Source organism: Actinomadura sp. NAK00032 (genome assembly GCF_013364275.1).
Lineage (GTDB): Bacteria > Actinomycetota > Actinomycetes > Streptosporangiales > Streptosporangiaceae > Spirillospora.
Map to the genome: position 1 here is coordinate 1,439,914 of NZ_CP054932.1, position 24,769 is coordinate 1,464,682.

20 protein-coding genes are annotated in these 24,769 nt (G+C 74.2%); 11 read left to right on the plus strand and 9 right to left on the minus strand.

All coding sequences use genetic code 11. The features are described 5' to 3' along the window. Positions 1-28 precede the first annotated feature (28 nt). Positions 29-2,953, plus strand: a complete 2,925-nt coding sequence (locus HUT06_RS06840) for a hypothetical protein (protein WP_368406954.1) — start codon at positions 29-31, stop codon at positions 2,951-2,953. Here HUT06_RS06840 and HUT06_RS06845 read toward each other — a convergent pair. Then, positions 2,950-3,234: a DUF2530 domain-containing protein gene (locus HUT06_RS06845; RefSeq protein WP_176194934.1), complete on the minus strand. Its 285-nt coding sequence runs from the start codon at positions 3,232-3,234 to the stop codon at positions 2,950-2,952. The genes HUT06_RS06840 and HUT06_RS06845 overlap by 4 nt on opposite strands. A 138-nt stretch (positions 3,235-3,372) precedes the next feature. Between HUT06_RS06845 and HUT06_RS06850 the strand changes: the two genes are divergently transcribed. The 3 genes from HUT06_RS06850 to thpR all read left to right on the plus strand — a co-directional run bounded on the left by HUT06_RS06850 (position 3,373) and on the right by thpR (position 6,236). Continuing rightward, positions 3,373-3,840: a MarR family transcriptional regulator gene (locus HUT06_RS06850; protein ID WP_176194935.1), complete on the plus strand. Its 468-nt coding sequence runs from the start codon at positions 3,373-3,375 to the stop codon at positions 3,838-3,840. Between the two features lie 465 nt (positions 3,841-4,305). Then, complete coding sequence (locus HUT06_RS06855; protein ID WP_176201192.1) at positions 4,306-5,538, plus strand: MFS transporter; 1,233 nt, start codon at positions 4,306-4,308, stop codon at positions 5,536-5,538. A 68-nt stretch (positions 5,539-5,606) separates the two neighbouring features. Next, positions 5,607-6,236, plus strand: coding sequence for an RNA 2',3'-cyclic phosphodiesterase (gene thpR, locus HUT06_RS06860; RefSeq protein ID WP_176194936.1), 630 nt, complete (start codon positions 5,607-5,609; stop codon positions 6,234-6,236). Here the strand turns inward: thpR and HUT06_RS06865 are convergent. The 3 genes from HUT06_RS06865 to HUT06_RS06875 all read right to left on the minus strand — a co-directional run bounded on the left by HUT06_RS06865 (position 6,173) and on the right by HUT06_RS06875 (position 9,692). Then, positions 6,173-8,344, minus strand: a complete 2,172-nt coding sequence (locus tag HUT06_RS06865; protein ID WP_176194937.1) for a hypothetical protein — start codon at positions 8,342-8,344, stop codon at positions 6,173-6,175. The two genes, thpR and HUT06_RS06865, sit on opposite strands and share 64 nt — an antisense overlap. A 128-nt stretch (positions 8,345-8,472) precedes the next feature. Next, the gene (locus HUT06_RS06870; protein WP_176194938.1) at positions 8,473-9,489 is read right to left on the minus strand and encodes a hypothetical protein; all 1,017 of its coding nucleotides are present in this window, start codon (positions 9,487-9,489) and stop codon (positions 8,473-8,475) included. Between the two features lie 50 nt (positions 9,490-9,539). After that, positions 9,540-9,692: a hypothetical protein gene (locus HUT06_RS06875; protein ID WP_176193778.1), complete on the minus strand. Its 153-nt coding sequence runs from the start codon at positions 9,690-9,692 to the stop codon at positions 9,540-9,542. Between HUT06_RS06875 and HUT06_RS06880 the strand changes: the two genes are divergently transcribed. Further along, positions 9,691-10,605 (plus strand): hypothetical protein, encoded by a 915-nt coding sequence (locus HUT06_RS06880; protein ID WP_176194939.1) that lies wholly within the window; start codon positions 9,691-9,693, stop codon positions 10,603-10,605. The two genes, HUT06_RS06875 and HUT06_RS06880, sit on opposite strands and share 2 nt — an antisense overlap. Positions 10,606-10,799: 194 nt before the next feature. Here the strand turns inward: HUT06_RS06880 and serC are convergent, their stop codons facing one another. After that, positions 10,800-11,936 (minus strand): phosphoserine transaminase, encoded by a 1,137-nt coding sequence (serC, locus tag HUT06_RS06885; protein WP_176194940.1) that lies wholly within the window; start codon positions 11,934-11,936, stop codon positions 10,800-10,802. Positions 11,937-11,980: 44 nt separating this feature from the next. Next, on the minus strand, positions 11,981-12,331 hold the full coding sequence (locus HUT06_RS06890; protein ID WP_176194941.1) for a hypothetical protein: 351 nt from the start codon (positions 12,329-12,331) through the stop codon (positions 11,981-11,983). A gap of 161 nt (positions 12,332-12,492) precedes the next feature. On the opposite strand from HUT06_RS06890, the gene HUT06_RS06895 reads away from it, so the two are divergent. Then, a complete protein-coding gene (locus HUT06_RS06895) occupies positions 12,493-15,381 on the plus strand; it encodes an ABC transporter substrate-binding protein (protein WP_176194942.1) in 2,889 nt (962 codons plus the stop codon). A 103-nt stretch (positions 15,382-15,484) separates the two neighbouring features. Here the strand turns inward: HUT06_RS06895 and HUT06_RS06900 are convergent, their stop codons facing one another. After that, positions 15,485-16,588 carry a citrate synthase 2 gene (locus HUT06_RS06900; protein ID WP_176194943.1) on the minus strand — a complete coding sequence of 368 codons (1,104 nt, stop codon included), beginning with the start codon at positions 16,586-16,588 and terminating at the stop codon, positions 15,485-15,487. Positions 16,589-16,714: 126 nt separating this feature from the next. Between HUT06_RS06900 and pdxH the strand changes: the two genes are divergently transcribed. Both pdxH and HUT06_RS06910 read left to right on the plus strand, forming a co-directional pair. Beyond that, entirely contained in the window at positions 16,715-17,437 is a 723-nt protein-coding gene (gene pdxH / locus HUT06_RS06905; RefSeq protein WP_176194944.1) for a pyridoxamine 5'-phosphate oxidase, read from the plus strand. Continuing rightward, positions 17,434-18,852, plus strand: coding sequence for an MFS transporter (locus HUT06_RS06910; protein WP_176194945.1), 1,419 nt, complete (start codon positions 17,434-17,436; stop codon positions 18,850-18,852). The genes pdxH and HUT06_RS06910 overlap by 4 nt, the downstream gene beginning before the upstream one ends. Positions 18,853-18,861: 9 nt before the next feature. Here HUT06_RS06910 and HUT06_RS06915 read toward each other — a convergent pair whose 3' ends face one another. After that, complete coding sequence (locus tag HUT06_RS06915; RefSeq protein ID WP_176194946.1) at positions 18,862-19,566, minus strand: UdgX family uracil-DNA binding protein; 705 nt, start codon at positions 19,564-19,566, stop codon at positions 18,862-18,864. Positions 19,567-19,664: 98 nt separating this feature from the next. Between HUT06_RS06915 and HUT06_RS06920 the strand changes: the two genes are divergently transcribed. The 3 genes from HUT06_RS06920 to HUT06_RS06930 all read left to right on the plus strand — a co-directional run bounded on the left by HUT06_RS06920 (position 19,665) and on the right by HUT06_RS06930 (position 23,884). Next, positions 19,665-20,366: a metal-dependent transcriptional regulator gene (locus HUT06_RS06920; protein ID WP_176194947.1), complete on the plus strand. Its 702-nt coding sequence runs from the start codon at positions 19,665-19,667 to the stop codon at positions 20,364-20,366. Positions 20,367-20,558: 192 nt separating this feature from the next. Next, complete coding sequence (locus HUT06_RS06925; RefSeq protein ID WP_176194948.1) at positions 20,559-22,886, plus strand: SpoIIE family protein phosphatase; 2,328 nt, start codon at positions 20,559-20,561, stop codon at positions 22,884-22,886. A gap of 2 nt (positions 22,887-22,888) precedes the next feature. Further along, entirely contained in the window at positions 22,889-23,884 is a 996-nt protein-coding gene (locus HUT06_RS06930; RefSeq protein WP_176194949.1) for a zinc-dependent alcohol dehydrogenase family protein, read from the plus strand. Between the two features lie 3 nt (positions 23,885-23,887). Here the strand turns inward: HUT06_RS06930 and HUT06_RS06935 are convergent, their stop codons facing one another. After that, entirely contained in the window at positions 23,888-24,727 is an 840-nt protein-coding gene (locus tag HUT06_RS06935) for a methyltransferase domain-containing protein (RefSeq protein WP_176194950.1), read from the minus strand. Positions 24,728-24,769: the final 42 nt, after the last annotated feature.

Below are 24,769 nucleotides of genomic sequence, written 5' to 3' on the forward strand. Positions count from 1 at the left end.
TTTCCAGACCCGGGCTCTTCGCGAACGCGTGCTGAGGGCCTGGGCGGAGTCCCCGGCGCGCTTCCGCGAGGACGCCAACGCCGAAGAGGACTACGCCCTGGGCGGCTACCGCGACCGCGCGGTCATCGAGCTCGCCCAGAACGCCGCCGACGCCGCGCTGCGCGCCGGAGTACCCGGCCGTCTGCGGCTGGCCTTGCGGTCATCGCCGTCCGGCAGTGTGCTGACCGCCGCGAACACCGGGGCGCCGCTGGACGCGGAGGGCGTCGAGGCGCTGTCCACGCTGCGCGCCTCGTCCAAGCGGGACGAGACGTCCGCGACGGGCCGCTTCGGCGTGGGGTTCGCCGCCGTGGTCGCCGTGTCGGACGCGCCGTCCATCGCTTCGGCGCTTCCCGTCCCGTCGGGGGTCGAATGGTCGCGGGAGCGGGCTCGTGCCCAGGTGGAGGCGGTGCCCGCGCTCGCGGAGGAGGCCGCGCGGCGGGGCGGGCATGTGCCGCTCCTGCGGTTGCCTTTCGCGCTGGACGAGACGCCGGACGTCCCGGACGGGTTCGACACCCTGGTGCGGCTGCCGCTGCTGGAGGACGCGGTCGAGTCCGTCCGGCGCCAGCTGGGGCAGGTGGGGGCGGCGCTGATGCTGGCCTTGCCGGCGCTGGCGCGCGTCGAGATCGACGTTGACGGCGATGCGCGCGAACTGGTCGCCGAGCGGCGTCCGGGCGGCGAGGTCGTCATCAACGGTGGCGTGTGGCGGACGGCCGAAGCGCACGGGGAGATCCCAGGCGAGCTTCTAACGGACCGTCCCGTGGAGGAACGGGCGCGTCCGTTCTGGCAGGTTCGGTGGGCTCTGCCAGAGGACGGTCTGCCCGAGGGCATGCCGCCGGTGGTGCACGCCCCCACGCCCAGCGACGAGAGGCTGGATCTCCCCGCTCTGCTCATCGCGTCGTTCCCGCTCGCCCCTGACCGTCGCCACGTCGCCCCAGGGCCGCTGACCGAGTACCTCGCGGAGCGGGCCGCCGAGACGTACGTGCGGCTCCTGGCCGGGCTGCCGGTGTCGCCGGGCGTGCTCGACCTCGTGCCGGGGCCGGTGGGCGCCGGGGAACTCGACGCGCGGATCCGGCGCGGGATCCGCGAGCGGCTGCCCGAGGCGCCCGTGCTGCCGCACGGGACGCGCGGCCGCGACGCCATCGCGATCGACGCGCCCGCGCCGTTCGTCGGGCTGCTCGAAGCGGACGCCGTGGTCGGCGGGCTGCTGCCGGCGGAGTGGCCGGCGCGGAGCCCGGCGCTGGCGGCGCTCGGGGTCCGCCGCGTCGAGTTGGCCGACGTGATCGATGAGCTGGCCGCTGTGGACCGGGAACCGGCGTGGTGGCACCGGGTGTACGAGGCGCTCGGCGGGGCCGCCAGGGACGCGCTGGGCGCCTTGCCGGTGCCGCTGGCGGGTGCGGAGCCCCGGCTGGTGCGCGGGCCGCGCGGGCTGCTGATCGCGGACGGCGTCGACCCGGCGGGCCTGGACGCGCTCGGGCTGCGGTTCGTCCATCCGGAGGCCGTGCATCCGCTGCTGGCCCGGCTCGGGGCGGTGGAGGCGGGCCCGCGCGCGGTGCTGGGCGACCCGGCCGTCCGGGCGGCCGTCGAGGAGTCGTTCGAGGCCGACGACCCGGACGCGGTCGCCGAGGCCGTGCTGGGGCTGGTGGGGCCCGCCCACATCGACCCCGGCGACGAGCCCTGGCTGGCCGAACTGGCCCTCCCCGGCGACGACGGCGACCTCTACCCGGCCGGTGAGCTCCTCCTGCCGGAGAGCCCGCTGCGCAGCCTCATGGCCGGCGACGCGCCGTTCGGCGTCGTGGACGGCGAACTCCTGGGCAAGTGGGGCGCCGAGACCCTCGCCGCCGTCGGCGTCTTGGACGGGTTCGCGCTCGCCAAGAGCGAGGACGTGAACCTCATGGGCCTCGCCGACGAGGCCGAGACCCTCCACCTGGACGACGAGGACCTGTGGGCGGATGACGCCCTGCGCCGCATCGGCCCGCAAGACCTCCCGCCGCTCGTGCCGGAGTTCACGGCCGTCCGCGACCTGGAACTCGTCGACGACTGGGCGGCGGCACTCACGGTCCTTGCCGGGCCTCCGTGGCGGGCCGCGATCGTCGACCCCGCCCATGTCACCTTGCACAACGGCAGGCGCGTGGCCGTCCCGTCGTACACGGCGTGGTGGCTGGGGCGGCATCCGGTGTTGGACGGCCGCAGACCCGGCGAGTTCCGCCTACGCGGCGACGACTCGCTGACAGGGCTCTACGACGTCGCACCAGACGGCCTGGACGAGCGGCTGCTGCTCGCCCTGGGCGTCCGCACGTCCCTGGAAGAGCTCCTTGAGGAGCCTGGCGGCGCCCAAGAGCTGCTCAACCGGCTCGGTGACCCCGCCCGGTCCGTGACCCGCGCTCGTCTGGCCGTCCTCTGGACAGCCCTCGCGGACACCCCCGAAGTGGACATCGAGCCACCCGACCACCTGCGCGCCATCGTGGACGGCGAGACCGAGGTCGTGGACGCGGGCGACGCCCTCATCCTGGACAGCCCCGACCTCCTGCCCCTCCTGCAAGGGCAGCCGCTCATCATCGCCGCCCAGGGACGCGACGCCCGGCTATCCGAACTCCTGGACCTCCCCTTGGCGGGCGACGAGATCCCGGGCGAGGTCGACTCGCACGGCGAGAAACGCCCCGTCCCGACCGCCGTCGGAGCCGTCCTACCGGATGCCCCGGCCAGTTACCTCGCACACGAACGCCTCACCGTGGACGGCCAGGACGTCCCCTGGTGGACGCGAGACGGCGAGATCCATGCGCACGACGTGCACGGCCTGGCGCGCGCGCTCGCCTGGTCCACCGGCAACTGGGCCGACCGGCTGCTGATCGAGGCCGTCCTGCGCGACCCCGCGGCCGTCCCCACCCTCCTGGCCGAGGCCGACCTGGAGCCCTAGCCGGCGCTCTCCCGCTCCTCGTCCGCCGCCGCGGCCCGCCGCTCGGCGCGCTCGGCCTCCTGCCGGGCGCGCCCCGCCTGGAGCCGGGGCGTGTACCACATGGCGAACAGGCCGATCCCGATGCCGGTGCAGCACACCCACAGCCACCACCGGTCGTCGGACGGCAGCCCGACGATGAGCAGCACCACGAGCGCGACCGCCCAGGCGCCGGTGCCCGCCGCCGCGATCCGGACGTCGTTGGTCTGCATCGGCGGGGGATCCGGGAGGCGGGTGCGGCTCATGGGTTCAGGCTACGCGGCCCCGGCCCCGCCGTCCTACGCCGTCCTCCGCCGGCCGCCGCGCGCCCTCCGCCGACCACGGTGATGTACGCCGACCTGCGGCGTGGCAGCATGGGCGGCAGACCCGGGAGAGCGAAAACGATGACAACCCCACCGATCCGGGGCCGCACGGCGTCCGCGCCGGGGCTGGCCGAGGAACTGCGCATCTCGATCGCGCGGCTGACCCGCCGCCTGCGCACGCTGCGGCCGCCCGCGGCGGGCGACGGCGGCCGTCCGCTGTCGCTCACGCAGTTCGCCGCGCTCGCCGCCATCGAGCGGCACGGGTCGATGACGCCGCGCGAGCTGGCCGACCACGAGAAGGTCCAGCCGCCCTCGATGACCCGCGTGATCGCCCACCTGGAGGAGCGCGGGCTCGTCGCGCGCCGCCCGCACCCGACCGACGGCCGCCAGGTCGTGCTGAACGCCACCGAGGCGGGCGCCTCGCTCCTCGCCGACGAGCGCCGCCGCAAGGAGGCCTGGCTCGCCCGCCGCCTCGAGGAGCTGACCGACGAGGAGCGCGAGACCCTCCGCCGCGCCGCCCCGATCATCGACCGCCTCAGCCGCTCCTAGACCGCGCCCGCGCCCGCCCTTGCCGGAATAACATCGCTGGGATTAACGTTAGCTTTGGTAATGACTTCTGCTAACGAAACCTCTGATGAACCGGAGGGGACCGCGACGCGCGGCCCGCACGGCCGCCGCCGCGCACACCCCGCCCGCCCGGTGACCTCCGCACCCCCCAAGACCGCGGCGCCGGCCCGCCCCCGGCGCCGCCACCCCACCCGCCCCGCCCAGCCCCCGGCGCGGGGCGGTGACGTGGTGGGGGCCGGTGTGTCCGCGCGGGTAGGGGAGAGCGGCCGGGTCGGCGAGAGGGCGCAGGTTGGCGAGTTCGTGCGGGCCGATGGGTCCGTGCGGGCTGGGGAGGTTGCGCGGCTCGCGGACGGTGCGCGTGCTTCGGAGGAGGACGGAACGTTCCAGGAGGACGGTTCCGGGGTTCCCGGCGCGGAGGCGGCCGAAGAGGAGGCGCGCAGCGGCGGGATGTTCCGGTCGCTGCGGGTCCGGAACTACCGGCTCTACGCGGCCGGGCAGGTCGTCTCCAACACCGGGACGTGGATGCAGCGCGTCGCGCAGGACTGGCTCGTCCTCGAACTCGCGCACGGGAGCGGGACCGCGCTCGGCATCACCACCGGGCTGCAGTTCCTGCCGATGCTGCTGTTCGGGCTGTGGGGCGGCGTCATCGCCGACCGGTACCCGAAGCGGCGCGTCCTCGTGCTCACGCAGATCTCGATGGGCGTGCTCGCGCTCATCCTGGGCCTGCTCACCGTGTCGGGGAACGCGCAGGTCTGGCACGTGTACGTGCTGGCGTTCGGGCTCGGTGTGGCGACGGTCGTCGACAACCCGACCCGCCAGTCGTTCGTGGTCGAGATGGTCGGCCGGCGCGACCTGCCGAACGCGATCGCGCTGAACAGCGCCACGTTCAACGGCGCGCGGCTGCTCGGCCCGGCGGTCGCCGGGGTGCTCATCGCGCTGATCGGCACCGGGCCGGTGTTCCTGGTGAACGCGGCGTCGTTCGGCGCGGTGCTGTTCAGCCTGTCGGCGATGCGGGCGGACGAGCTGCACGACGCGCCGGCGGTCAAGCGGGCGAAGGGGCAGCTCCGCGAGGGGCTCCGGTACGTGCGCGGGCGCCGCGACCTCATGCTCGTGCTGATCCTCATCGGGTTCCTCGCGATGTTCGGCATGAACTTCAACACGACGGTCGCGCTGGTCGCCAAGGAGGTCTTCCACACCGACGCGTCCGCGTTCGGGCTCGCGTCCAGCATGCTGGCCCTCGGGGCGCTCAGCGGCGCGCTGCTGGCCGCGCGGCGGGTCGCCAAGCCGCGGCTGCGGATGCTCGTCGGGATGGGCCTGGTGTTCGGGACGCTGGAGGCCGTCACCGGGCTGATGCCGACGTACTGGCTGTTCCTGGCGCTGCTCGTCCCGACCGGCATCGCGATGATGACGATCACGACGGCGGCGAACGCGACGATGCAGCTCGGCGTCGCGCCGGAGATGCGCGGCCGGGTGATGGCGCTCTACATGCTGGTGTTCCTCGGCACGAACCCGCTGGGCGCGCCCGCGATCGGCTGGCTGGCCGAGCACTTCGGCGCCCGGACGAGCCTCGTGCTCGGCGGGGTCGTCTCCGCGCTGGCCGCGGTCGTGGTGGGGGCGGTCGCCGCGCGGGGGTCGGCGGCCCGGCCCGCGCTGCGCAGGGCCCGTCCTGCGGAAGGATGACGGGCCCATCCGCGTGACAACGGTGCCGTCGGCTGCGAGGCTGGCCGGGTGGCCGTTCGGACGCTCCCATGAGGCTTTTCGTGGCGCTCGTGCCGCCACCGGACGTCCTGGACGAGCTCGAAGAGGCCGTCCGCCCGCATCTGGAGGCGGTGCCGGAGCTGCGCTGGGCCCGGCGCGATCTGCTGCACGTCACGCTGACGTTCCTCGGCGAGGTCGACGACCGCACCCTCGACCGGCTGCTGCCCCGGCTGGAGCGCGCCGTCGGGCGGCATGAGCGGATGGACCTGTCGCTCGCGGGCGCGGGCGCCTTCCCCGGCAGCGGCGCGCACGCCCGCGTCCTGTGGACGGGCCTGTACGGCGACCGCCGCCGGCTCGCGCGGCTCGCCGTGTCCACCACGGCGGCCGGGCGGCGCGTCGGGACGCTGCCGGACAAGCACCGCGGGTTCCGCCCCCATCTGACGCTGGCGCGGTCGCGGCGGCCGGTGGACGTCCGGTCGCTGATCGAGGAGCTGTCGGCGTTCGCCGGCACCCCGTGGACGGCCGAGTCCGTCCAGCTCGTGCGCAGCCACCTGCCCGGCAAGGACGACGACCAGGTCACCTACGAGCCGCTGAAGACGTGGTCGCTGCGGTCAGGTCACAGCTCCGGCGGCGGCGGCGCGGGACGGTCGGCGTCCGGCGGCCCCCACGGGACGCCGTAGCGCTCGCAGGCGCGGCGCAGCTCGTCCAGGTCCGGCGGGAAGGTGATCTGCCGCAGCACCCGCCCGGACGGCGCCCACACCACCAGCCGCGGCATCCGGTCGGTCGACTCGTCGATGCCGACGCCGCCGACGCGGTCGCGGGTCAGGTCCCATTCGACCTTGCCGCGCCGGGTGACGACCGCGAGCCCGGCCGACGACACGCGGAGCTGCGAGCGGTTCCGGTCGTAGAGCCAGTAGCCGAGGAGGCCGATCACCAGCCCGGCCGGCATCGACCAGCTCGCCGTCGCGTTGAAGCCGCCGAGGTCGGGGCCGAGCCAGACCGCGCCCAGCAGCGCCACCGCCTCGCACAGCAGCACGCTCATCGCGTACGTCCCGACGCGGGAGCGGCGGGTCGCGTCCAGGACCGTTCCCGGGGCCGTGACCGGGCCGAGCGGCGCGGAGACGGCGAACATGACGTCCTGCTCGCCGGGGCCGCCCGGCGGGGGCGCCGCGGGGACGTCCTGGACGCCGCCGTCCGGGCCCGCGGCGGGCGCGGGGAGCGCGGCCGCCGCCCGGTCGGGCTCGGGCGCGGCGAGCGTGGACACGGCCGAATGGAACGCGGCGCTCATGTAGGCGTCGTACTCGGCGTCGTTGACCGGCAGGCCCGCGCGGCGGGCCGAGTCGCGCAGGTCGGTACGGGAGATCCGCAGCGCCGACAGCGGCGCGGCGAAGAACTCGTCGCCGTCGGAGTCGTACAGCCGGACCCAGGCGTGCCCGCCGATGGTCAGCAGCTCGATGCCGCCGATGCGGTCCTCGGGCATCTTCAGCACGACGTCGCCGGCGGCGTCCGCCCAGCCGAGCCCGCCGTCGGCGACGACGAGCCGCCCGCCGGGCACCTGCGCGAAGATCTCCGGCAGCCCTTCCAGGCCGTAGTCGGGGCGGCGCGGCGCCCGCGCCCCCGGCGTGATCACCCGGTAGCCGTGGTCGTCGAGGGCGTGCGCGAGCTGGAACCCGTCCAGGCCGTGCGCGGGCAGCCGGGCGACGAGCTCCAGCCGGTGCCCGAACGCGAGCGCGGCGAGGTCGGCGCGGCGCGGCTCCCCGCTGACCGGGTCGAGCCGCAGGCCGGGGCCGACCACTACGGCGGCGACGTCGCCGGCGCGCAGGTCCTGGGCTTCGCGGCGGCGGCCCGGGCGGGCCCGCACCAGGAGCCGCTCTGCGGTGATCGTCCAGCGGATCTGCGCGGCGCGCAGCAGCCGGCGCCGGGCGGCGAGGACGCCGGCGATCGCGGCGAGCGCCCAGCAGCCCGCGGCGAGCCGGGCGCCGAACTCGCTCGTCCCGTCCAGCGCGATCCGGACGATCATCACGGCGCCGAGCAGCGCGGTCAGCGCGCCGAGCGCCATGATCCGGCGGCGGCTCGGCAGTGGCTCGGGCGTGGCCAGCCGCTGCTCTCCGGCGCGCCTGCCCCGGCCGCGGCCCGCCCGGCCCGCGGTGGGCGTCTCGGTAGTCGGCTCGGTGGTCGGCTCGGCGGGCGGCTCGTAGGCCGCCGCCAGCAGCGCGGCCTCCTGGTCGAGCAGGCGCTTCTCGGCCGCGTGGTCGCGCGGCAGCGGGCCGCTGCCCGGGATGTCGTCCTCCAGACCGGACGCGCGCAGCGCCTCGTCGAGCGCCGGATCGAGGAGATCGGTGGCCTCGCCGTCCAGGACGTACATGGGGATGCCGAGGCGGCGGGCCGTCACGAACACCGCCAGCGGCTCCAGGCCCATCGCCGTCATGCCGCCCACGGCCGTCCGCCCGAAGCGGTGGAAGACGGTCAGCACGCCGTCGCCGGTGGTGATGGCCAGGCCGTCGATCCGGGACCGCTCGTAGGACACCATGACCAGCCCGCCCCGGCCGATCCGCTCCAGGCCGCCCGCCGACAGCCGCCAGTACGGGCGGGGCCGCCGCCGGCGCGCGTCGGGGACGGCGCCGAGCAGCCACGGGACCGCGGCGACGGCGCCGATCAGCGCGGCCCACAGCCACACCGGGCGGATCGGCAGCAGCGCCAGCGCCACCGCGAGGACGGTGAACGGGCCGGCGGCGACGGGGCGCCACCGGCCACCGGACCCCGCGAGGCCCACCAGCTCATGCTCCACAGTCCGCATCCTCACACGGGTCCCCGCGGGACCGTCGCCCCCTTCCGGGATCCGGTCGTCCTCCGAAAGCCTTTTCCATCGTGCCGGTCAGGTCGGACGGCCGCCCGCCGCAACCCGCGCCCCACCCGTCACCGCCGTCGCCGCATCAGGCCGAAACCGACCGCGCCCGCGATCGCGAGCGCGAGGAACAGGCCGACCCGGGTGCCGGTGGCGTCCTTGGTGCCGTTCTCGGGGGAGCCGGCCGCCCCCGCGTTCTTCGCCGCGGGCGACGGCGACGGCAGCGCCTCCTCCGGCAGCGGCACCTGGTGGACCGGCTGGTTCTTGCCCTCCGACCCCACCAGCAGCGACCTGCCGTCGGCCGTGTAGGTCACCGACTCGCCCTGCGCCTGCATGGGCAGGTTGATCGACTTCAGCTGCTTGTCGGGCCTGCCGTCGGCCCCGACCGTGTAGAGCCGGGCGCCGAAGTACGTCCGGATGACGCAGGTGCGGCCGTCGGGTGCGAACGCGCCGTCGGTCGCGATGGCCGGGGCGTCGCCGACCTTGCGCATGACGTTGAACCCGCGCGTCCGCAGCTTCGCCGGGCCCTCGTAGATCTTGCCGCCGAACAGCTTGCTCGCGATGTAGAGCCGGTTGGTGCGCGGGTTGATCATGACCGTCTCGGCGTTGCGCGGCCCGTCCGCGTACTTGATCTTGAACGCGGTGGCCCGCAGCGTCTGGCTGACCAGCCGGGACGGCTCCGGGATCCGGTATACGGTCACGTACGGCCAGGCACCGCCGAGGTTGTCGCCGATGTCCGCCACGAAGATTGCCGGACGGCCGCGGCCGTCCTTGCCGAGCGCGATGCCCTCCCAGTCGCGGGCGTTCGCGCCGCCCAGCGTGAGCACGGCCCGCACCCGCCCGTCCTTGCCGAGCGCGTAGATCTTCGGGACGCCGCCGGAGTCGTTGTGGGTGTACACGACGCCCGGATGCCGGGCGCTCGCCGCGAGCCCGCTGGACTCGGTGATCCGCGGGTCCTTGATGGTGAACGCGACGCGCTCGTCCTTCTTCGCGGCGGGAGCGGCGGGAGCGGCGTGCGCGGCGGGGGCGAACACGGCCGCGGACGCGCCGGCCAGGGCGAGCGCGGCGACGGCGCGGCTTGCTGACATGGCCTGATCATCCCCGTTCCGCGCCCCGTCGATCATATGACCCGCGCCGGTCAGCTCAGCAGCGCACCGACGACCACGGCGAGCACGAGCGCGGTCAGCACGGTGGGAAGCAGCCAGCGGGGCGCGCGGTTCACGCGTCTGAGCTTATTCGGCCCGGTGCACGACTCGAACCGTCCGCCCATGATCTGCATCTCATCTGACATGTGCGGATTGTTCGGGATGGTGCGGTCGCCGTTCGACGAGGACCCGGGGCGGGCCTCCGACGTGTTCGTCACGCTGGGCATGCTCGCGGAGGAGCGCGGCACGGACTCGGCGGGCCTCGCGCTGCTCGGCGCCTGGCCGGGACTCGGCGGCTGGCCCAGCCTCGGCGGGCCCGCCGGCGGCTGCCGCGTGGTCAAGGGCCGCGGACGGTTCGCCGAGGTCTGGCGGCCCGCCTACGTCCCCGAGCTGGACCGCTCGCCCGTCGCGCTCGGGCACACCCGCTGGGCGACGCAGGGGTCGCCGCTGGAGCCGCGCAACGCCAGCCCGATGGCCGTCCGGGACCTCGTCGCCACGCACAACGGGGACATCGACACCGCCGACCTGCGGGCCCGGTTCGCGCTCCCGCCCGCGTCCGGCACGACCGACAGCGAGCCGCTCTTCCAGCTGCTCGCCGGCTGCCGGGGCCCGGCCGAGGTCACCGCCGTCCTCGAAGCGGTGGTCGGGCGGGTCGCGCTGGCCTGGGTGCACCGCGACCGCCCGACCGAGGTCCACCTGGCCCGGGGCGCGCTCAGCCCGCTGACCATCGCCGTCGACACCGAGCAGAACATCTACTGGGCGTCCAACCCGCGCTGGTTCCGGGACGCCGAACGGCACACGCGGGTCCAATTCGCGTCCGTCGTCATGGTGCGCGAGGGCACCTACGTGAAGATCGGCATGGAACGCCGCCCCGGCCGCCGCGACCTCCCCGAGGTACTGGCCACGGCGCACTTCCTGCCCACGGCCCGCGACTCCGACATGGACCCCCGAGTCTGGCGCGGCTTCACCCAAGCCGACAAGGAAACCGACCACGCAGGCCTAAGCCACCGGATTATCGCCCGCGCAGGCGGCACCGCCGGCCTGCTCTCCGTCAGCTGACCGCCCCCGAGGTGACCTCAGCCACCGGTCACAGGTCGGGCGGCCGGAGGGCGCCCAGCGCCCGGAGGTCGCCCGACCCGCCGAGCCGGGCGACCGCAGCGACACGACGAGAACCCGCACGGTCACAGCACACCGGAACCGTGGCGTGAGGATCGACCGGCTCGTGACGGGGGGTTTGGGGGGTCGCCCCCCAATTACAACCTCTCTACGACGTAGTCGACGCAGGCGGTCAGGGCTTCGACGTCGTCGGGGTCGATTGCCGGGAACATGCCGATGCGCAGTTGGTTGCGGCCCAGCTTGCGGTACGGCTCGGTGTCGACGATGCCGTTGGCGCGCAGCGTCTTGGCGACGGCGGACGCGTCCACGTCGTCGTTGAAATCGATCGTGCCGACGACCTGGGAGCGCTGCGCCGGGTCGACCACGAACGGCGTCGTGTAGGACGTCTTCTCAGCCCAGGTGTAGAGCCGCTGGGACGAGTCGGCCGTCCGGGACGTGGTCCAGGCCAGTCCGCCCTGGGCGTTCATCCACTCGATCTGCTCGGCGAGCAGGATGAGCGTGGCGACGGCCGGGGTGTTGTAGGTCTGGTCCTTGGCGGAGTTGTCCACGACCGTCTTCAGGTTGAAGAACTCCGGGACGTACCGGTCGGACATGGCGATCTCGTCGATGCGCTCCAGCGCGGCCGGGGACGCGAGCGCGACCCAGAGGCCGCCGTCGGCGGCGAAGCACTTCTGGGGCGCGAAGTAGTAGACGTCGGTCTCGGCCACGTCCACGGGCAGGCCGCCCGCGCCGGACGTGGCGTCCACCAGGACGAGGCCCTCGCGCGCGGTCGTGCCCGCCGGGCGCTTGATCGGCATGGCGACGCCGGTCGAGGTCTCGTTGTGGGTGAGCGCGTAGACGTCGACGTCCTCCTCGGCGGACGCCTCCGGGTGGGTTCCGGGCGGGCCGGAGATGACGGTCGGGTTCCCCAGCCACGGCGCGCCCGTGGTGACCTTGGCGAACTTGCTGGAGAACTCACCGAACGTCAGGTGCTGCGAGCGCTGCCGGACGAGCCCGAACGCGGCCGCGTCCCAGAACGCGGTGGTGCCGCCGTTGCTGAGCAGGACCTCGTAGCCCTCGGGCAGGGAGAACAGCTGGGACAGGCCCTCCCGGACACGTCCGACGAGGGACTTCACCGGCTTCTGGCGGTGCGAGGTGCCCAGGTAGGTCGAACCGGACTCGGCGAGGGCGGCCAGCTGCTCGGGGCGGACCTTGGACGGACCGCATCCGAAACGGCCGTCGGCCGGCTTGAGATCGGCGGGGATGTCAATGGTTGGATTCGCGCTGTCGGTCACTCGCAGCAGGCTATCTGACCTGCGGTGAAGATCGCGGCTCGGGTTCACATGCCGAGACGCCGGCGCCGCCACGCCCAGGTCAGCAGGACCCCCAGGGCGAGCGCGCAGACGGCGGCGATCACGGCCGGCGGGTAGATCCAGTCGTCGCCCCGCGAGCGCGCCTCGACCGCCGTGCGGACGGAGTCGTAGGTCAGGAAGCCGAGGAACAGCGCGGCGAGCGCCACGGCGATCCGCCCGGACACGGCGTTGGTGTGCCGGCGGCGCTCCTCCCGCTCGGCCTCGTACCGCCGCAGCTCCTCGGCTGTGTCGGCCTTCACCGCCCCGGCGCCGGCCTCCGCGGGCACGGACGCGGGGCCGATGTCGCCGTCGAGCGGCTCGTCGGGGTCTTGGCTCATGCGTCCCATGATGGCAAAGTCACCCGCTTACCTGCGGGGTCGCGGGGATCGGAAAAAGTTTCGATCCAAATCAAGATCCGCGGCGTCGAAACACAGAGGGCGGCCGCGCGGCGGCCAGGGGAGCGGGCGAGGAGAGGCGACCAGGGAAGCGGGGCGTTGAGATGGCGGGCGACGGCGACCGGATCCTGAGCGAGGATCGGCTGCGCGGAGTGCTCGACCTGTTCGAACGGCTGCGGGAGCGGCCGCCGTGGCGGTGGCGGGAGCGGCTCCGGCCGCTGCTCCTGCTGCTCGGCCCCGGCCGGGCCACCTCGCACGCCGCCGAGATCCTCAAGACCCGCTGCGAGGACGAGCGCGCCCCCGTGTCGCACATCGCGGCCGACACGCCCGCCACCGACGTCGCGGGCGTGCTGCGGGAGGCCAAGCGGGAGCTGTCGCAGCCGAGCAGCCGCGCCCGCGGCGAGCCGGGCCTGCGGTTCCCGCTGCTGGAGATGGCGCTGTGGCTGCGCGACCTGCGGGAGATCCGGCTCGCCGGGGACCGCCCGCCGCCGCGCGGCGCCTCGGCCGCCGAGCGGGAGAACCACCAGCTGATCCGGCGGCTCACGCATCCGCCGGCCGGCGACAACGAGAACGCGCGGCGCCGCGAGCTGAACCGGGTGATCCGCCGCCGCGGCCGGGACGTCCTGCGCGACCTGGAGGAGGTGCGCAGCCGCCCCGCCACGTTCCTGTCGTTCCTGGAGCAGATCGCCCCGATCGGCATCGCGGTCGTGGCGCTGATCAGCGCCGGGACGGCGGCGGCGCTCGACCTCGCCTCCGCCGTGCTCGCCGCCGTGATCGGGCTCGCGTTCGTCACCGTGCAGATCGTCGCCCGGACGCGCGGCTGGTACGGGGTGCGAAGGTTCGGCTGGTTCCTGCGCCAGCCCTACGTCGACCGCGACTCCACCGGGTTCCTCGGCTTCGCGCTCGGCGTGTTCGATCCGCGCCCGGTCGAGCCCGACGACCACGGCGAGCAGCTCGACCTGCTGCTCGTCGCCGCGTTCCTGGAGGACCTGCGCCGCAACTACCGGCGCGACTACCGCCGGGCCGCGTGGGCGCGCGTCCGGTACCCGGTGCTGATCTTCGAGCACCTGTCCGCGCGGCATCCCGGCACGGCGTTCGTGGAGCTGGCCGAGCGGGTCCGCGCCGACGTCCAGGCCGCCGACCGGCTGAGCGGCTTCGACCCGCTCGTCGTCATCGCCGGCGTCGACCCGAACGCGCCCGCCGACGACGACCCGAACGTGCCGTCCGGTCCGCGGCTCCTCGACCGGCTCGCGCAGGCCGTCCGGGTGGACCTGTCGTCCGGCGAGCCGCAGAGCGTCATTGCCGCGCGCGGCCTGTGGGACCGCTACACCCGCGAGCAGCGCCGCGTCGGCGCCCTCGGCTCGCGCCGCGAACTGCGCGTCGACGTCACCCGCGACCCGGGCGGCGACCTGCCGCCCGTCCGGCCGGTGCGGCGCCGCCCGCGGCTCGCGCACCCGGCGCTGCCGTGGATCGCGATGGTCGCGGTCGCCGCGGCGTCCATCACGGTCATCTCGGTACAGGTGGTGAAGTACTGCTCGCCGTTCGGGATCAGGCGGATGCCGAACGGCGAGTGCGTCGGCATCACCGACGGCTCGTACCGGTTCGGCGAGGAGTCCGGCGGCCGGAACAACGACAACCGGCTGAACAAGGTGCTGGACCGGATCGAGGCGCTGAACGACCACGTCAAGGCGTCCGGCAAGCCGTACGCGACGGTCGTCTACCTCGGCCCGGTCACCGCCGACCCGTCGATCAAGAACCGGCGGATCGACCTGCTCGCCGGGGTGCAGGGCGAGCTGATCGGGCTGGCGATCGCGCAGAAGCGGTTCAACGACGCGGCCGAGGGCAAGGACCTGCGGCTGCGGGTGCTGATCGCCAACGCGGGCGCCAAGTTCCGCTACGCCGTGCACGTCGCGGAGCAGATCCGCAAGCGCGCCCTGGAGGACCGCTCCATCGTCGCGGTGGTCGGCTTCGAGCAGAGCCGCCAGCAGACGCAGGAGGCGATCAGGCTGCTGGCCAAGTCGGCGCTGCCGCTGGTCGGCACCGCCAACAGCTACGACAAGACGGCGATGCTGGACGACGACGCCGGCTACTCGCCCTACTACTTCCGGCTCGCGTCGCCGAACGCGCGCACCGCCGAGCACGCCGCGTACTGGGCGCGGCACGGCGACGTCGGCGGCCGGAAGGTGGACGACGCCGTCGTCATCTACGACGGCGAGCCCGACGACCTCTACAGCCGGAACCTGGCCACCGACTTCGAGAAGGCGTTCCGCCCCGGGAAGGCGCTGATGCGCCCGTACCGGAACCCGGGCGAGCTGAACAAGTCCGTCCGGGAGGCGTGCCAGAACCAGCCGGACATGTTCTACTACGCCGGACGTTCCGACGAGTTCCGCTCGTTCGTCAACGTCCTGGAGCTGTCGTGCCCCAAGCGGCCGCTGGTGATGGCGGACGACGAGATCGCCAAGTACGTCAGCGACAACGCCGACGAACTCGGCCGCAAGAACACCTTCGACCTGTACTTCACCCCGCTCGCCGCGCGGGAGGCGTGGACGTGGCGCTGGATCGGCGACCAGGCGCCGCAGACCTTCTACTCCGACTACGACCCGGCCGTCCGGGAGATGACCTCGAAGGACGACGCGTCCGGGCGGCGGCCGTCCATCACCCGCGCCGCGGTGAGCTACGACGCCGCCACCCTCATCGCGACCGTGGCGAGCCGGGTGTACTGGCAGGAGAAGGCGCAGCCGTCCGCCGGGTCGGTGTTCGCGGCGCTGAACGACCCCGACCACGACGTGCTGCGCAACGGGGCGAGCGGCGTCATCCGGTTCGGTTCCCGGGCGACCGGCCACCAGGTGGTTGACAAACCGGTCCTGCTCGCGACGATCAATCCCGACGGCACTACTGAGGTCAAGCAGATCTGCGGCCGCCTGATCGCGGGCGAGCAGGGCCGGGCGTCCTGCCCGCCCGGCGACGCCGCGACGCGGGCGACGGCCCAGTAGCGGCGTCCGGAAAAGCCGAAGACCCCCGGGATCGTCCGGGGGCCTCGGCGGCGTCGATTCGCGAGGGGATGGGGGGAAGGTGTCTCAGGTCATGCGGGCGGACTCAGCCCTTGAGGACCTCGGCCGCTCCCGTGACCTCGCTGATCGCGCGGGTGCCCGGGCCGGTGTACTTGGCGCTCGGCCGGACGAGGCGCCCGGTGCGCTTCTGCTCCAGGATGTGCGCCGCCCAGCCGGCGGTGCGGCCGCAGGTGAACATGGCGGGCATCATCGCGGTCGGGACCTCGGCGAAGTCCAGGATGACCGCGGCCCAGAACTCGACGTTGGTCTCGATCGGGCGGTCCGGACGGCGCTCGCGCAGCTCGGCGAGGGCGGCGTCCTCCAGGGCCTTGGCGGCCTCGAAGCGGGGCGCGCCCAGCTCCTTGGCGGTGCGGCGGAGCACGCGGGCGCGCGGGTCCTCGGCGCGGTAGACGCGGTGGCCGAAGCCCATCAGCCGCTCGCCGCCGTCGAGGATGTCGGTGACGACCTTGCGGGCGTCGCCGAGCTGCTCGACCTTCTCGATCATCGGGAGCACCCGGGCCGGGGCGCCGCCGTGCAGCGGGCCCGACATGGCGCCGATCGCGCCGGACATGCTGGCCGCCACGTCCGCCCCGGTGGAGGCGATCACCCGCGCGGTGAAGGTGGAGGCGTTCATGCCGTGCTCGGCGGCGGAGACCCAGTAGGCGTCGATGGCCCGGACGTGCTGCGGGTCGGGCTCACCGCGCCAGCGGACCATGAAGCGCTCGGTGATGGTCGCGGACTCGTCGATCCGCCGCTGCGGCACCATCGGCAGGCCGACGCCGCGCGCGGACTGCGCGACGAACGACAGCGCCGTCACCGACACGCGGGCGAGGTCGGCGCGGGCCTCCTCGTCGGAGATGTCGAGCAGCGGCCGCATGCCGTACGCGGTGGCGAGGGTGGGGAGGGCGCTCTGCACGTCCACCCGCACGTCGCCGGAGGTGACCGGGAGCAGGTGGGGGTCGGCGGGGGCGAGCCCGGGGGTGAAGCTGTCGTCCACCAGTAGGCCCCAGGCGTCGCCGAAGGAGACGCGGCCGACGAGTTCCTCGATGTCGACGCCCCGGTAGCGGAGGGCGCCGCCCTCCTTGTCCGGTTCGGCGATCTCGGTCTCGAAGGCCACGACCCCCTCGAGACCAGGTTTGAAGTCGGACATGTCGTCCTGCCTTTCGTCCCCAAGAGTGATAAGGCGGTGCCGTGCCATTGAACCCTGTCCGCCTTACTGACCAGTACCCAGGGGCCATGCGAGTTGCACAAGCCCCAGGTGAGAGGCTCTGACGCTGTGGATTCCGCAACGCCCGACCCCGCACGGCTCCGCAGATCCTACGAGGCGGGCGAATTGTCCGAGTCGGCGCTCCCCGCCGATCCGCTCCCGCTGTTCGCCGCGTGGTTCGCCGACGTGCACGCCGCCGGGCTCGCCGAGCCGAACGCGATGGTGCTCGCGACCGCGTCCGGCGACGGCGTCCCGAGCGCCCGGCTCGTGCTGCTCAAGGGGTACGGGCCGCAGGGGTTCCGGTTCTTCACGAACCTGCTGTCCGACAAGGCCCGCGACCTCGCCGCGAACCCGCGCGCGGCCCTGGTGTTCCCCTGGCATCCGCTGTACCGGCAGGTGCGGGTCTCGGGTCCGGTGACCGAACTGTCGCGGGACGAGTCGGCCGCCTACTTCCGGACGCGCCCGTACGGGTCGCGGCTCGGCGCGTGGGCGAGCGAGCACCAGTCGGGCGTCATCCCCGGCCGGGACGTGCTGGAGCGCGGCTACGCCGAGGCGGCCGCGCGCTGGCCGGATCCGGCCGCCGGGCAGCCGCCGGGGGCACCGGACGGGGACGGCTCCGACGTCGTCCCGCTGCCGGACTTCTGGGGCGGCTACCGCCTGGTTCCCGCGTCGATCGAGTTCTGGCAGGGCCGCCGCGACCGGCTGCACGACCGGATTCGTTACCGCCGCGAAGTATCTCCGGGGGGTGCGGAGGAGCCGGGGGAGTGGACGGCGGAGAGACTGTCTCCGTGACATCGGAACAGCAGCCATCCCCCACCGACACTCCTGACACCGCCGGGCGCGCCGGCGCGGGCGCGGCGTCCGGCGAGGAGCCGGCTGAGCCCGAGGAACCCGCGAAACCCGGGGAGCGGGCGGGGCCGGAGGAGGCCGCCGGGAGGCCGCCGGGCGCCCGCGGCAGGCTGCGGCGGCTGGCGATCGACGTCCGGCCGCTGCGGAAGCCGGAGTACCGGCGGCTGTGGCTCGGGCAGGGCGTGTCGTTCGTCGGTTTCCAGGTCACCGCCGTCGCCGTGCCCGTCCAGGTGTACGACATGACGCGGTCGTCGCTGTGGGTCGGCGTGCTCGGCTTCGTCAACCTCGTCCCGCTGATCGTGTTCGGGCTGTGGGGCGGCGCGATCGCCGACCACATGGACCGGCGGCGGCTGCTGTTCGCCTCGTCCTGCGTGATGTGGGCGGCGACGCTGCTGCTGCTCGTCCAGGCCCTGCTCGGGATCGAGAGCCTCACCCTGATCATGGCGGTGGTGGCGGTCCAGGCGGTCGGGTTCGCGGTGGCCTCGCCGACCCGCAGCGCGATCATCCCCCGGCTGGTGGACCGGGAGCTCGTCCCGGCGGCCAACACCCTCAACTTCACCGCCAGCCAGTTCGGGATGCTGGCCGGGCCGCTGTTCGCCGGCGTGCTGCTGGCGCACTGGCACTACGCGGCGGCCTACGCGCTCGACGCCGTGCTGTTCACCGTCGTCCTCTACGCGGCGCTGCGGCTGCCGGCGATCCCGCCGCTCGGCGACGTCACCGGCGCGCCGGGCCTGCGGTCGGTGATCGACGGGCTGAGCTACCTGGCCACGCAGCCGGTGCTGCTGATGTCGTTCGTCGTGGACATCATCGCGATGGCGATCGCGATGCCGCGCGCCCTGTTCCCCGAGGTGGCCGAGACGCAGTTCGGCGGGGAGGGCGCGGTCGGCTGGCTGTTCGCCGCCATCGCGATCGGCGCGTTCCTCGGCGGGCTGTCGTCCGGCTGGATCGGGCGGGTGCACCGGCAGGGGCTGGCGCTCGTGGCCTCGATCGTGGTGTGGGGGCTGGCCGTGGCGGCGGCCGGGCTCGCCGGCTCGCTGTGGCTCGCGGTGGTGCTGCTCGCCGTGGGCGGCGCGGCCGACCTGGTGTCGGCGGTCTTCCGCCAGTCGATGCTCCAGACGTACGCGCCGGACAAGCTGCGCGGCCGGCTCCAGGGCGTGTTCACCGTGGTCGTCGCGGGCGGCCCCCGGCTCGGGGACGTGCGGGCGGGCGCGACCGCGAGCGTCGCCGGCGCCACCGCGTCCTGGGTGGGCGGCGGCCTGGCCTGCGCGGCGCTGGTGGTCGTCGCCGCGTTCGCCGTCCCGGCGCTCGTCCGCTACGACACCCGCACGGCCGAGGCGGTCACGGTCGCCGAGCCCTGACCCCGCGGCTCACGCGAGGGCGGAGGCGACGATCCTCAGGTCGTCCAGGAGGCCCGCGTAGACGGCGTCGCGGTCCTCGGCGCGCAGCACGGCGGACGGGTGGATCGTCGCCAGCAGCCGCGTGTCGGCCCGCTCCGGCGGCGCCTCGCCGAGTTCGCGCCCCGCAGCCGGGGTACCGATCGTCTCCAGGTCGGGCAGCGCCATCAGGCGCCCGCGCTGCTTCGTCACCCGGAACGACGAGCCGAGCAGCGCCTTGCCGGCGGTGGCGCCGAGCACGACGACGACGTCCGGCTCCAGGACCCGCAGCTCTGCGAGCAGCCAGGGGCGGCACGCGCGCATCTCCCCGGCGTTCGGCGTCTCGTGGATGCGCCGCTTGCCGGCCGCCTGCCGCTTGAACTTGAAGTGCTTCACGGCGTTGGTGACGTAGACGTCGCCGCGCTCGATCCCGGCCTCCTCCAGGGCCCGGTCGAGGACGCGTCCGGCGGGGCCGACGAACGGGTGGCCCTTGCGGTCCTCCTGGTCGCCGGGCTGCTCGCCGACGAGCACGATCCGGCCGCCCGGCGAGCCCTCCCCGAAGACCGTCTGGGTGGCGTCGGCGTAGAGGTCGCAGCCCCGGCAGTCCGCGGCCGCGCGGCGCAGGGCGCCGAGATCGGCGCGCTCCCCGGGCGTCCGGGGCAGGAACGGTTCCGCGTCATGGGAAGGTTTCGCGTTCATCTTGCGTTCCCCTTACCCGGCTTCAGGGGGATATTCGCGGGGCCCGGCGGGGCCGTGCCCGAGCAAGTAGACTCCTGCTCATAAGACTGGAGGGAGCTGTGACCTCACACGGCCTTATCGATACCACGGAGATGTACCTCCGGACGGTTTTCGAGCTCGAAGAGGAGGGGATCATTCCCCTCCGCGCGCGCATCGCGGAGCGGCTCTCCCAGAGCGGCCCGACGGTGAGCCAGACGGTCGCGCGCATGGAGCGCGACGGCCTGCTCAGGGTCGAGGGCGATCGGCATCTCGCACTGACCGAAAGCGGTCGCGGTCTCGCCACGCGCGTCATGCGCAAGCACCGGCTGGCCGAGTGCCTGCTGGTCAACGTGATCGGCCTGCCCTGGGAGGACGTCCACATCGAGGCGTGCCGCTGGGAGCACGTGATGTCGGAGGACGTCGAGCGCCGCCTGGTCGCGCTGCTGGACAACCCGACCACCTGCCCGCACGGCAACCCGATCCCCGGGCTGGACGAGCTCGGCGGGCACGGCGAGGACGGCGACCCCGCGCCGCTGTCGGTGATGACCGCCGTCGCGAGCCCCGCCGGGTCCGGCGCGGTGATCCGGCGGATCAGCGAGCAGGTGCAGAGCGACAGCGACCTGATGCTTAGACTCAAGCAGATAGGGATACAACCGGGACGAGAGGTGATTCTCCGGGCGACCGATGACGGGGTACGGGTGATCAGTGACGACGAGGACGAGGGGCCCGCGACAGAGCTGCCGCGCGACATCGCCGAACACGTCTTCGTCAGCAGGCGCTGACACGATCGGCGTGCGAGCACCGGTTCCGACGGTCTATACCGAAGATCTCCATACCATCGCGCCTTTCGGGCGTATCCCGGCGCCGGGTTCGTCGTTCAATACGACGAGACGAACTCATGCGCCGGCCGTACCGCCACGCCCGGTGAACAGCAGGCCGGGGACGGCGGCCGCCGGCAGGATCGGGATGGGGAGATGAACCACTGGGGGGAAGCGCCTGACGAGGCGCGTCTGCCACCCGAGACCGTCCTCAGTCAGATGGAGATGGCGGTCATCGTCTGCGACCGCTTCAGCAACGTCATCTACGGCAACGCGTTCGCGCGGCAGCTGTTCGGCTTCGGCGGCGACGAGATCATCGGGCACTCCATCCTGTCCCTGGGCATCGCCGAGGAGGACCACGAGCAGGCGACCGAGCTCGCCAAGCACGTCCTCAAGGGCGGCGTGTGGGAGGGCACGTTCTGCAACCTGCGCGCCGACGGCACCACCGTTTACACGCGCGCGCACGCGGTGCCGCTGCGGCACCCGTCCGGCGCGGTCGACGGCGTGGTCATCTTCGCGCGCGAGGCGCTGCGCTCCAACCAGCGCGAGCAGGAGCGCTACGGGCTGATGGAGCGGATCGGCGAGCGGCTCGCCGGGTCGCTGGAGCTGGAGAGCACGCTGCGCCGCGTCGCCGACACGCTCGTCCCGCAGTTCGCCGACCACTGCTTCATCGACCTCTACAGCGGCGACCGGCTGTACCGGCGGGTGTCGCGGCACGCCGCCGACTGGGAGCCGCCGCCCGGCACGTGGGCGGAGGTCGGCGAGCCCGTCTCCTACCCGCCCGGCCACTTCAGCGCCAAGGCGATGGACCGGCGCGACGCCGTCCTCGTCGAGGACATGATCCAGCACCGGTTCGCGGCGCCGACCGAGTCGTCCCGGCGGCTCGGCGTCGAGATGGGCATCACCTCGGTGATCTCCGCGCCGCTGCTGGTGCGCGGCGAACTGCTCGGCGTGATGAGCCTCGCGCTGTCGAACCTGTCCAAGCGGCCCGACCCGCACTACGACGGCTTCGACCGCGACCTGCTCGGCGCGATCGCCAGCCGGGTCGCGCTCGCCGTCGACAACGCGCTGCTGTTCGAGGAGGAGCGCGACACCGCGCTCGCCTTCCAGAAGCACCTGCTGCCCGGCGACCGGCCGCCCCCGCTGGACGGCCTGCAGATCGCCTGGCGGTACGAGCCGGCCCGGCCGCTGGAGTCGCACGGGCACGGCATCCAGACCCAGGTCGGCGGCGACTGGTACGACGTGATCCCGCTGTCGGCGGGGCGCGTCGGCCTCGTCATCGGCGACGTCGAGGGGCGCGGGGCCCGCGCCGCCGCCGTCATGGGCCAACTGCGGGCGGCGCTGCGCGCCTTCGCGCAGGACGACAAGCCGCCCGCCGACATACTGCGCAAGCTGGACGAATGGGTCCGCACGATGACGCGCCCCGAGCGGATGCGCTCGGGATGGAACAGCGACGACCTCGTCCGGCCGCCGCTGGTGTCGTGCACCTACTTCGTGTACGACGCCTGGTCGCGGGTCCTGGAGTTCGCCAACGCCGGGCACGACCCGCCCCTCCTCGTCGTGGACGGCGAGGTCCAGGAGCTGGAGTTCGAGAGCGAGGGCGGCATGCTCGGCCTGCGCGCCCCCGGCATGGGCGGTGAGATCCTCTTCAACGAGGAGACCACCGAGCTGAAGCCGGGCTCGACGCTCGTCCTGTACACCGACGGCCTCATCGACCGGCGGCCCAAGGACGACGGCGACTACTACACCCGCGAGGAGTCGCGGGAGATGGTCCGCGCCGCCGTCGCGAAGGCCGCGGGCGGCGGCGTCGAGGCGGTCGCCAACGCCGCCTACGACGCGGTGCCCGGCGACATCGACGACGACGTCGCGATCGTGGTCATCCGCACCGCGGGCGACGAGCTGGGCGTGGCGGAGCGCACCTTCACCGCCGAGCCGATCATGGTGTCGGAGGCCCGCCGGATGGCCGCCGACACCTTCGCCGACTGGGGCATGCTCGACGAGCAGGCCGAGCTCGCGTGCCTGCTGGTCTCCGAGGTCGTCACGAACGTCGTCCTGCACGCCACGACCACGCCGACGCCGCGCCGCGAGATGGTCGTCCCGGTCGCGGCCGGGCCGCCCGGCCGCGGCGGCGAGCCGCTCGGCGCGCCGCCGCCCGTCCAGTTCAACACCGAGTTCGGCACCGGCCTGGAGGGCGACCCGTTCGAGGGCGGCGCCTTCGACGAGGACGACTGGAACCTCGGCGCCGACCTCGGCCGCCGCGAGCCGCCGACCAAGGAGTTCCGCCTGCGGCTGCGGCGCGGCCACGACATGGTGTGGGTCGAGGTGTTCGACTCCGACATGCGGCTGCCGCGCATCCGCAGCGCCGGCGAGACCGACGAGGGCGGCCGCGGTCTCTACCTGGTCGACCAGCTCGCCACCCGGTGGGGCGCCCGGCCCACGGCGGACGGCAAGGCCGTCTGGTTCGAGTTGCCGCTGACCCCGTAGCGATGCGCGCCTGGGTGGTGGAGGAGCCGTCCCCGATCGCGTCGGGGCCGCTGCGCCGCGCCGACCGCGAGGTGCCCTCGCCCGGCCCCGGCGAGCTGCTGGTCCGAGTGCTGGCCTGCGGCGTCTGCCGGACGGACCTGCACGTCGCCGAGGGCGACCTGCCCGTCCACCTGCCGGGGGTGACGCCCGGCCACGAGATCGTCGGCGAGGTCGCCGAGGCGGGGCCCGGCTGCCTGCGCCGTCCCGGCGACCGGGTCGGGGTGGCGTGGCTGCGCGGGACGTGCGGCGCCTGCCGGTTCTGCCGCCGCGGCGCCGAGAACCTGTGCCCGGCGTCGGTCTACACGGGCTGGGACGCGCACGGCGGCTACGCCGAGTACGCGACGGCCGCCGACGCCTACACCTACGCGCTGCCGCCCGAGCTGGACGACGTCCGCGCCGCGCCGCTGCTGTGCGCGGGCATCATCGGCTACCGGGCGCTGCGCCGCGCCGACCTGCCGCCGGGCGGGCGGCTCGGCATCTGGGGGTTCGGCGGCTCCGCGCACCTGGCCGCGCAGATCGCGCTCGCCGAGGGCGCCGACGTGCACGTGTTCACCCGCAGCCCGGCCGCGCGGGAGCTGGCCCGCGACCTCGGGGCGTCCTGGGCGGGCGACTCCTTCGACGCGGCGCCCGCCCCGCTCGACGCGGCGATCGTCTTCGCGCCGGCGGGGGAGCTGGTGCCCGCCGCGCTGGAGCGCCTCGACCGGGGCGGGACGTGCGCGGTCGCCGGCATCCACCTCAGCGACGTCCCGGTGCTGGACTACCGGCGCCACCTGTTCCAGGAGCGCCAGGTTCGGTCGGTGACGGCGAACACGCGCGCGGACGGCGAGGAGTTCCTGACGCTGGCCGCGCGACTGGACGTCGCCGTCACCACGCACACCTACGGGCTGGACGAGGCCGACCACGCCCTGGCCGACCTCGCCGCCGACCGGTTCACCGGGGCGGCCGTCCTCGTCCCGTGAGGGTCAGCGGATGGGTTCGGCGGCGACGTGGGCCCAGGTTTGGGTGAACCACAGTTCGCCGCCGATGACGCGCGGCTTCGCGCCGGTCTTGGGGCCGCCGTCGACCTCGTCCAGCAGGGCCTCGCGGATGCGGTCGGCCGCCGCCTCGTCGCGGGCGCCGGCGAGCCACGGCTCGATGGGGCGCTCCACGGTGAACACGTCCAGCCGGCGGATGCTGCCGCCCGCCGAGGTGATCATCTCGGTGAGCCGGGCGATGGACGGGGTGCCGGGGTGGTCGGGGTCGCGGAGCCGCTCGATCCGGTCGCGCTCGGGGCCGGCGAGGTTGCCGCGCACGAGGTCGGCGACGACCACCCGCCCGTCCGGGCTGCAGACCCGCAGCAGCTCGCGCAGCACGCCGTCGGCATCGCCGACGGTGTAGAGCGAGAACCGGGCGGTGACGAGCGAGAACGCGTTGTCGCGGTAGGGCAGCGCGGTGGCGTCCGCCTTGATCGTCGGACGGTCGGGGCCGGTCGGGTGGGGCCGGTGGTCCTCGCGGGTCGCGGCGGCCGGGAGCGGGTCGCCGTCCGGGCCGCCGTCGCCGGTGATGCGGACCGGGCCGGTGCCGAACTCGACCGTGGACATCCGCCCGGACCCGCCGCCGGGGCGCGCGGGCGGTTCGGGCATCGCGTCCACGGCGGTGACGTGCGCCACCCGGGGTGCGAGCGCCGCGGGCATCGGGCCGCGGCCCCGCGCGACGTCCAGGCAGACGTCGTCGCGGCCGGGTTCGACGAACTCCAGCAGGCGCCTCAGATGCGGGGCGATCGTGCCGCCGCTGCGCTGGACGGCGGGCGCCGGTTGCGGCACTGGTGCACTCCCTCGGCTCGGGCCGGCTCCCCTGGTCGGGCG

Excerpts from the sequence above, each read along its gene's own strand:
- HUT06_RS06845 (WP_176194934.1), bottom strand. The coding sequence starts at position 3,234 with ATGAGCCGCACCCGCCTCCCGGATCCCCCGCCGATGCAGACCAACGAC.
- HUT06_RS06880 (WP_176194939.1), top strand. The coding sequence starts at position 9,691 with ATGTGCGGATTGTTCGGGATGGTGCGGTCGCCGTTCGACGAGGACCCG.
- HUT06_RS06855 (WP_176201192.1), top strand. The coding sequence starts at position 4,306 with ATGTTCCGGTCGCTGCGGGTCCGGAACTACCGGCTCTACGCGGCCGGG.
- thpR (WP_176194936.1), top strand. The coding sequence starts at position 5,607 with ATGAGGCTTTTCGTGGCGCTCGTGCCGCCACCGGACGTCCTGGACGAG.
- HUT06_RS06870 (WP_176194938.1), bottom strand. The coding sequence starts at position 9,489 with ATGTCAGCAAGCCGCGCCGTCGCCGCGCTCGCCCTGGCCGGCGCGTCC.
- HUT06_RS06930 (WP_176194949.1), top strand. The coding sequence starts at position 22,889 with ATGCGCGCCTGGGTGGTGGAGGAGCCGTCCCCGATCGCGTCGGGGCCG.
- HUT06_RS06875 (WP_176193778.1), bottom strand. The coding sequence starts at position 9,692 with ATGTCAGATGAGATGCAGATCATGGGCGGACGGTTCGAGTCGTGCACC.
- HUT06_RS06915 (WP_176194946.1), bottom strand. The coding sequence starts at position 19,566 with ATGAACGCGAAACCTTCCCATGACGCGGAACCGTTCCTGCCCCGGACG.
- HUT06_RS06925 (WP_176194948.1), top strand. The coding sequence starts at position 20,559 with ATGAACCACTGGGGGGAAGCGCCTGACGAGGCGCGTCTGCCACCCGAG.
- HUT06_RS06890 (WP_176194941.1), bottom strand. The coding sequence starts at position 12,331 with ATGAGCCAAGACCCCGACGAGCCGCTCGACGGCGACATCGGCCCCGCG.
- HUT06_RS06850 (WP_176194935.1), top strand. The coding sequence starts at position 3,373 with ATGACAACCCCACCGATCCGGGGCCGCACGGCGTCCGCGCCGGGGCTG.
- HUT06_RS06895 (WP_176194942.1), top strand. The coding sequence starts at position 12,493 with ATGGCGGGCGACGGCGACCGGATCCTGAGCGAGGATCGGCTGCGCGGA.
- HUT06_RS06900 (WP_176194943.1), bottom strand. The coding sequence starts at position 16,588 with ATGTCCGACTTCAAACCTGGTCTCGAGGGGGTCGTGGCCTTCGAGACC.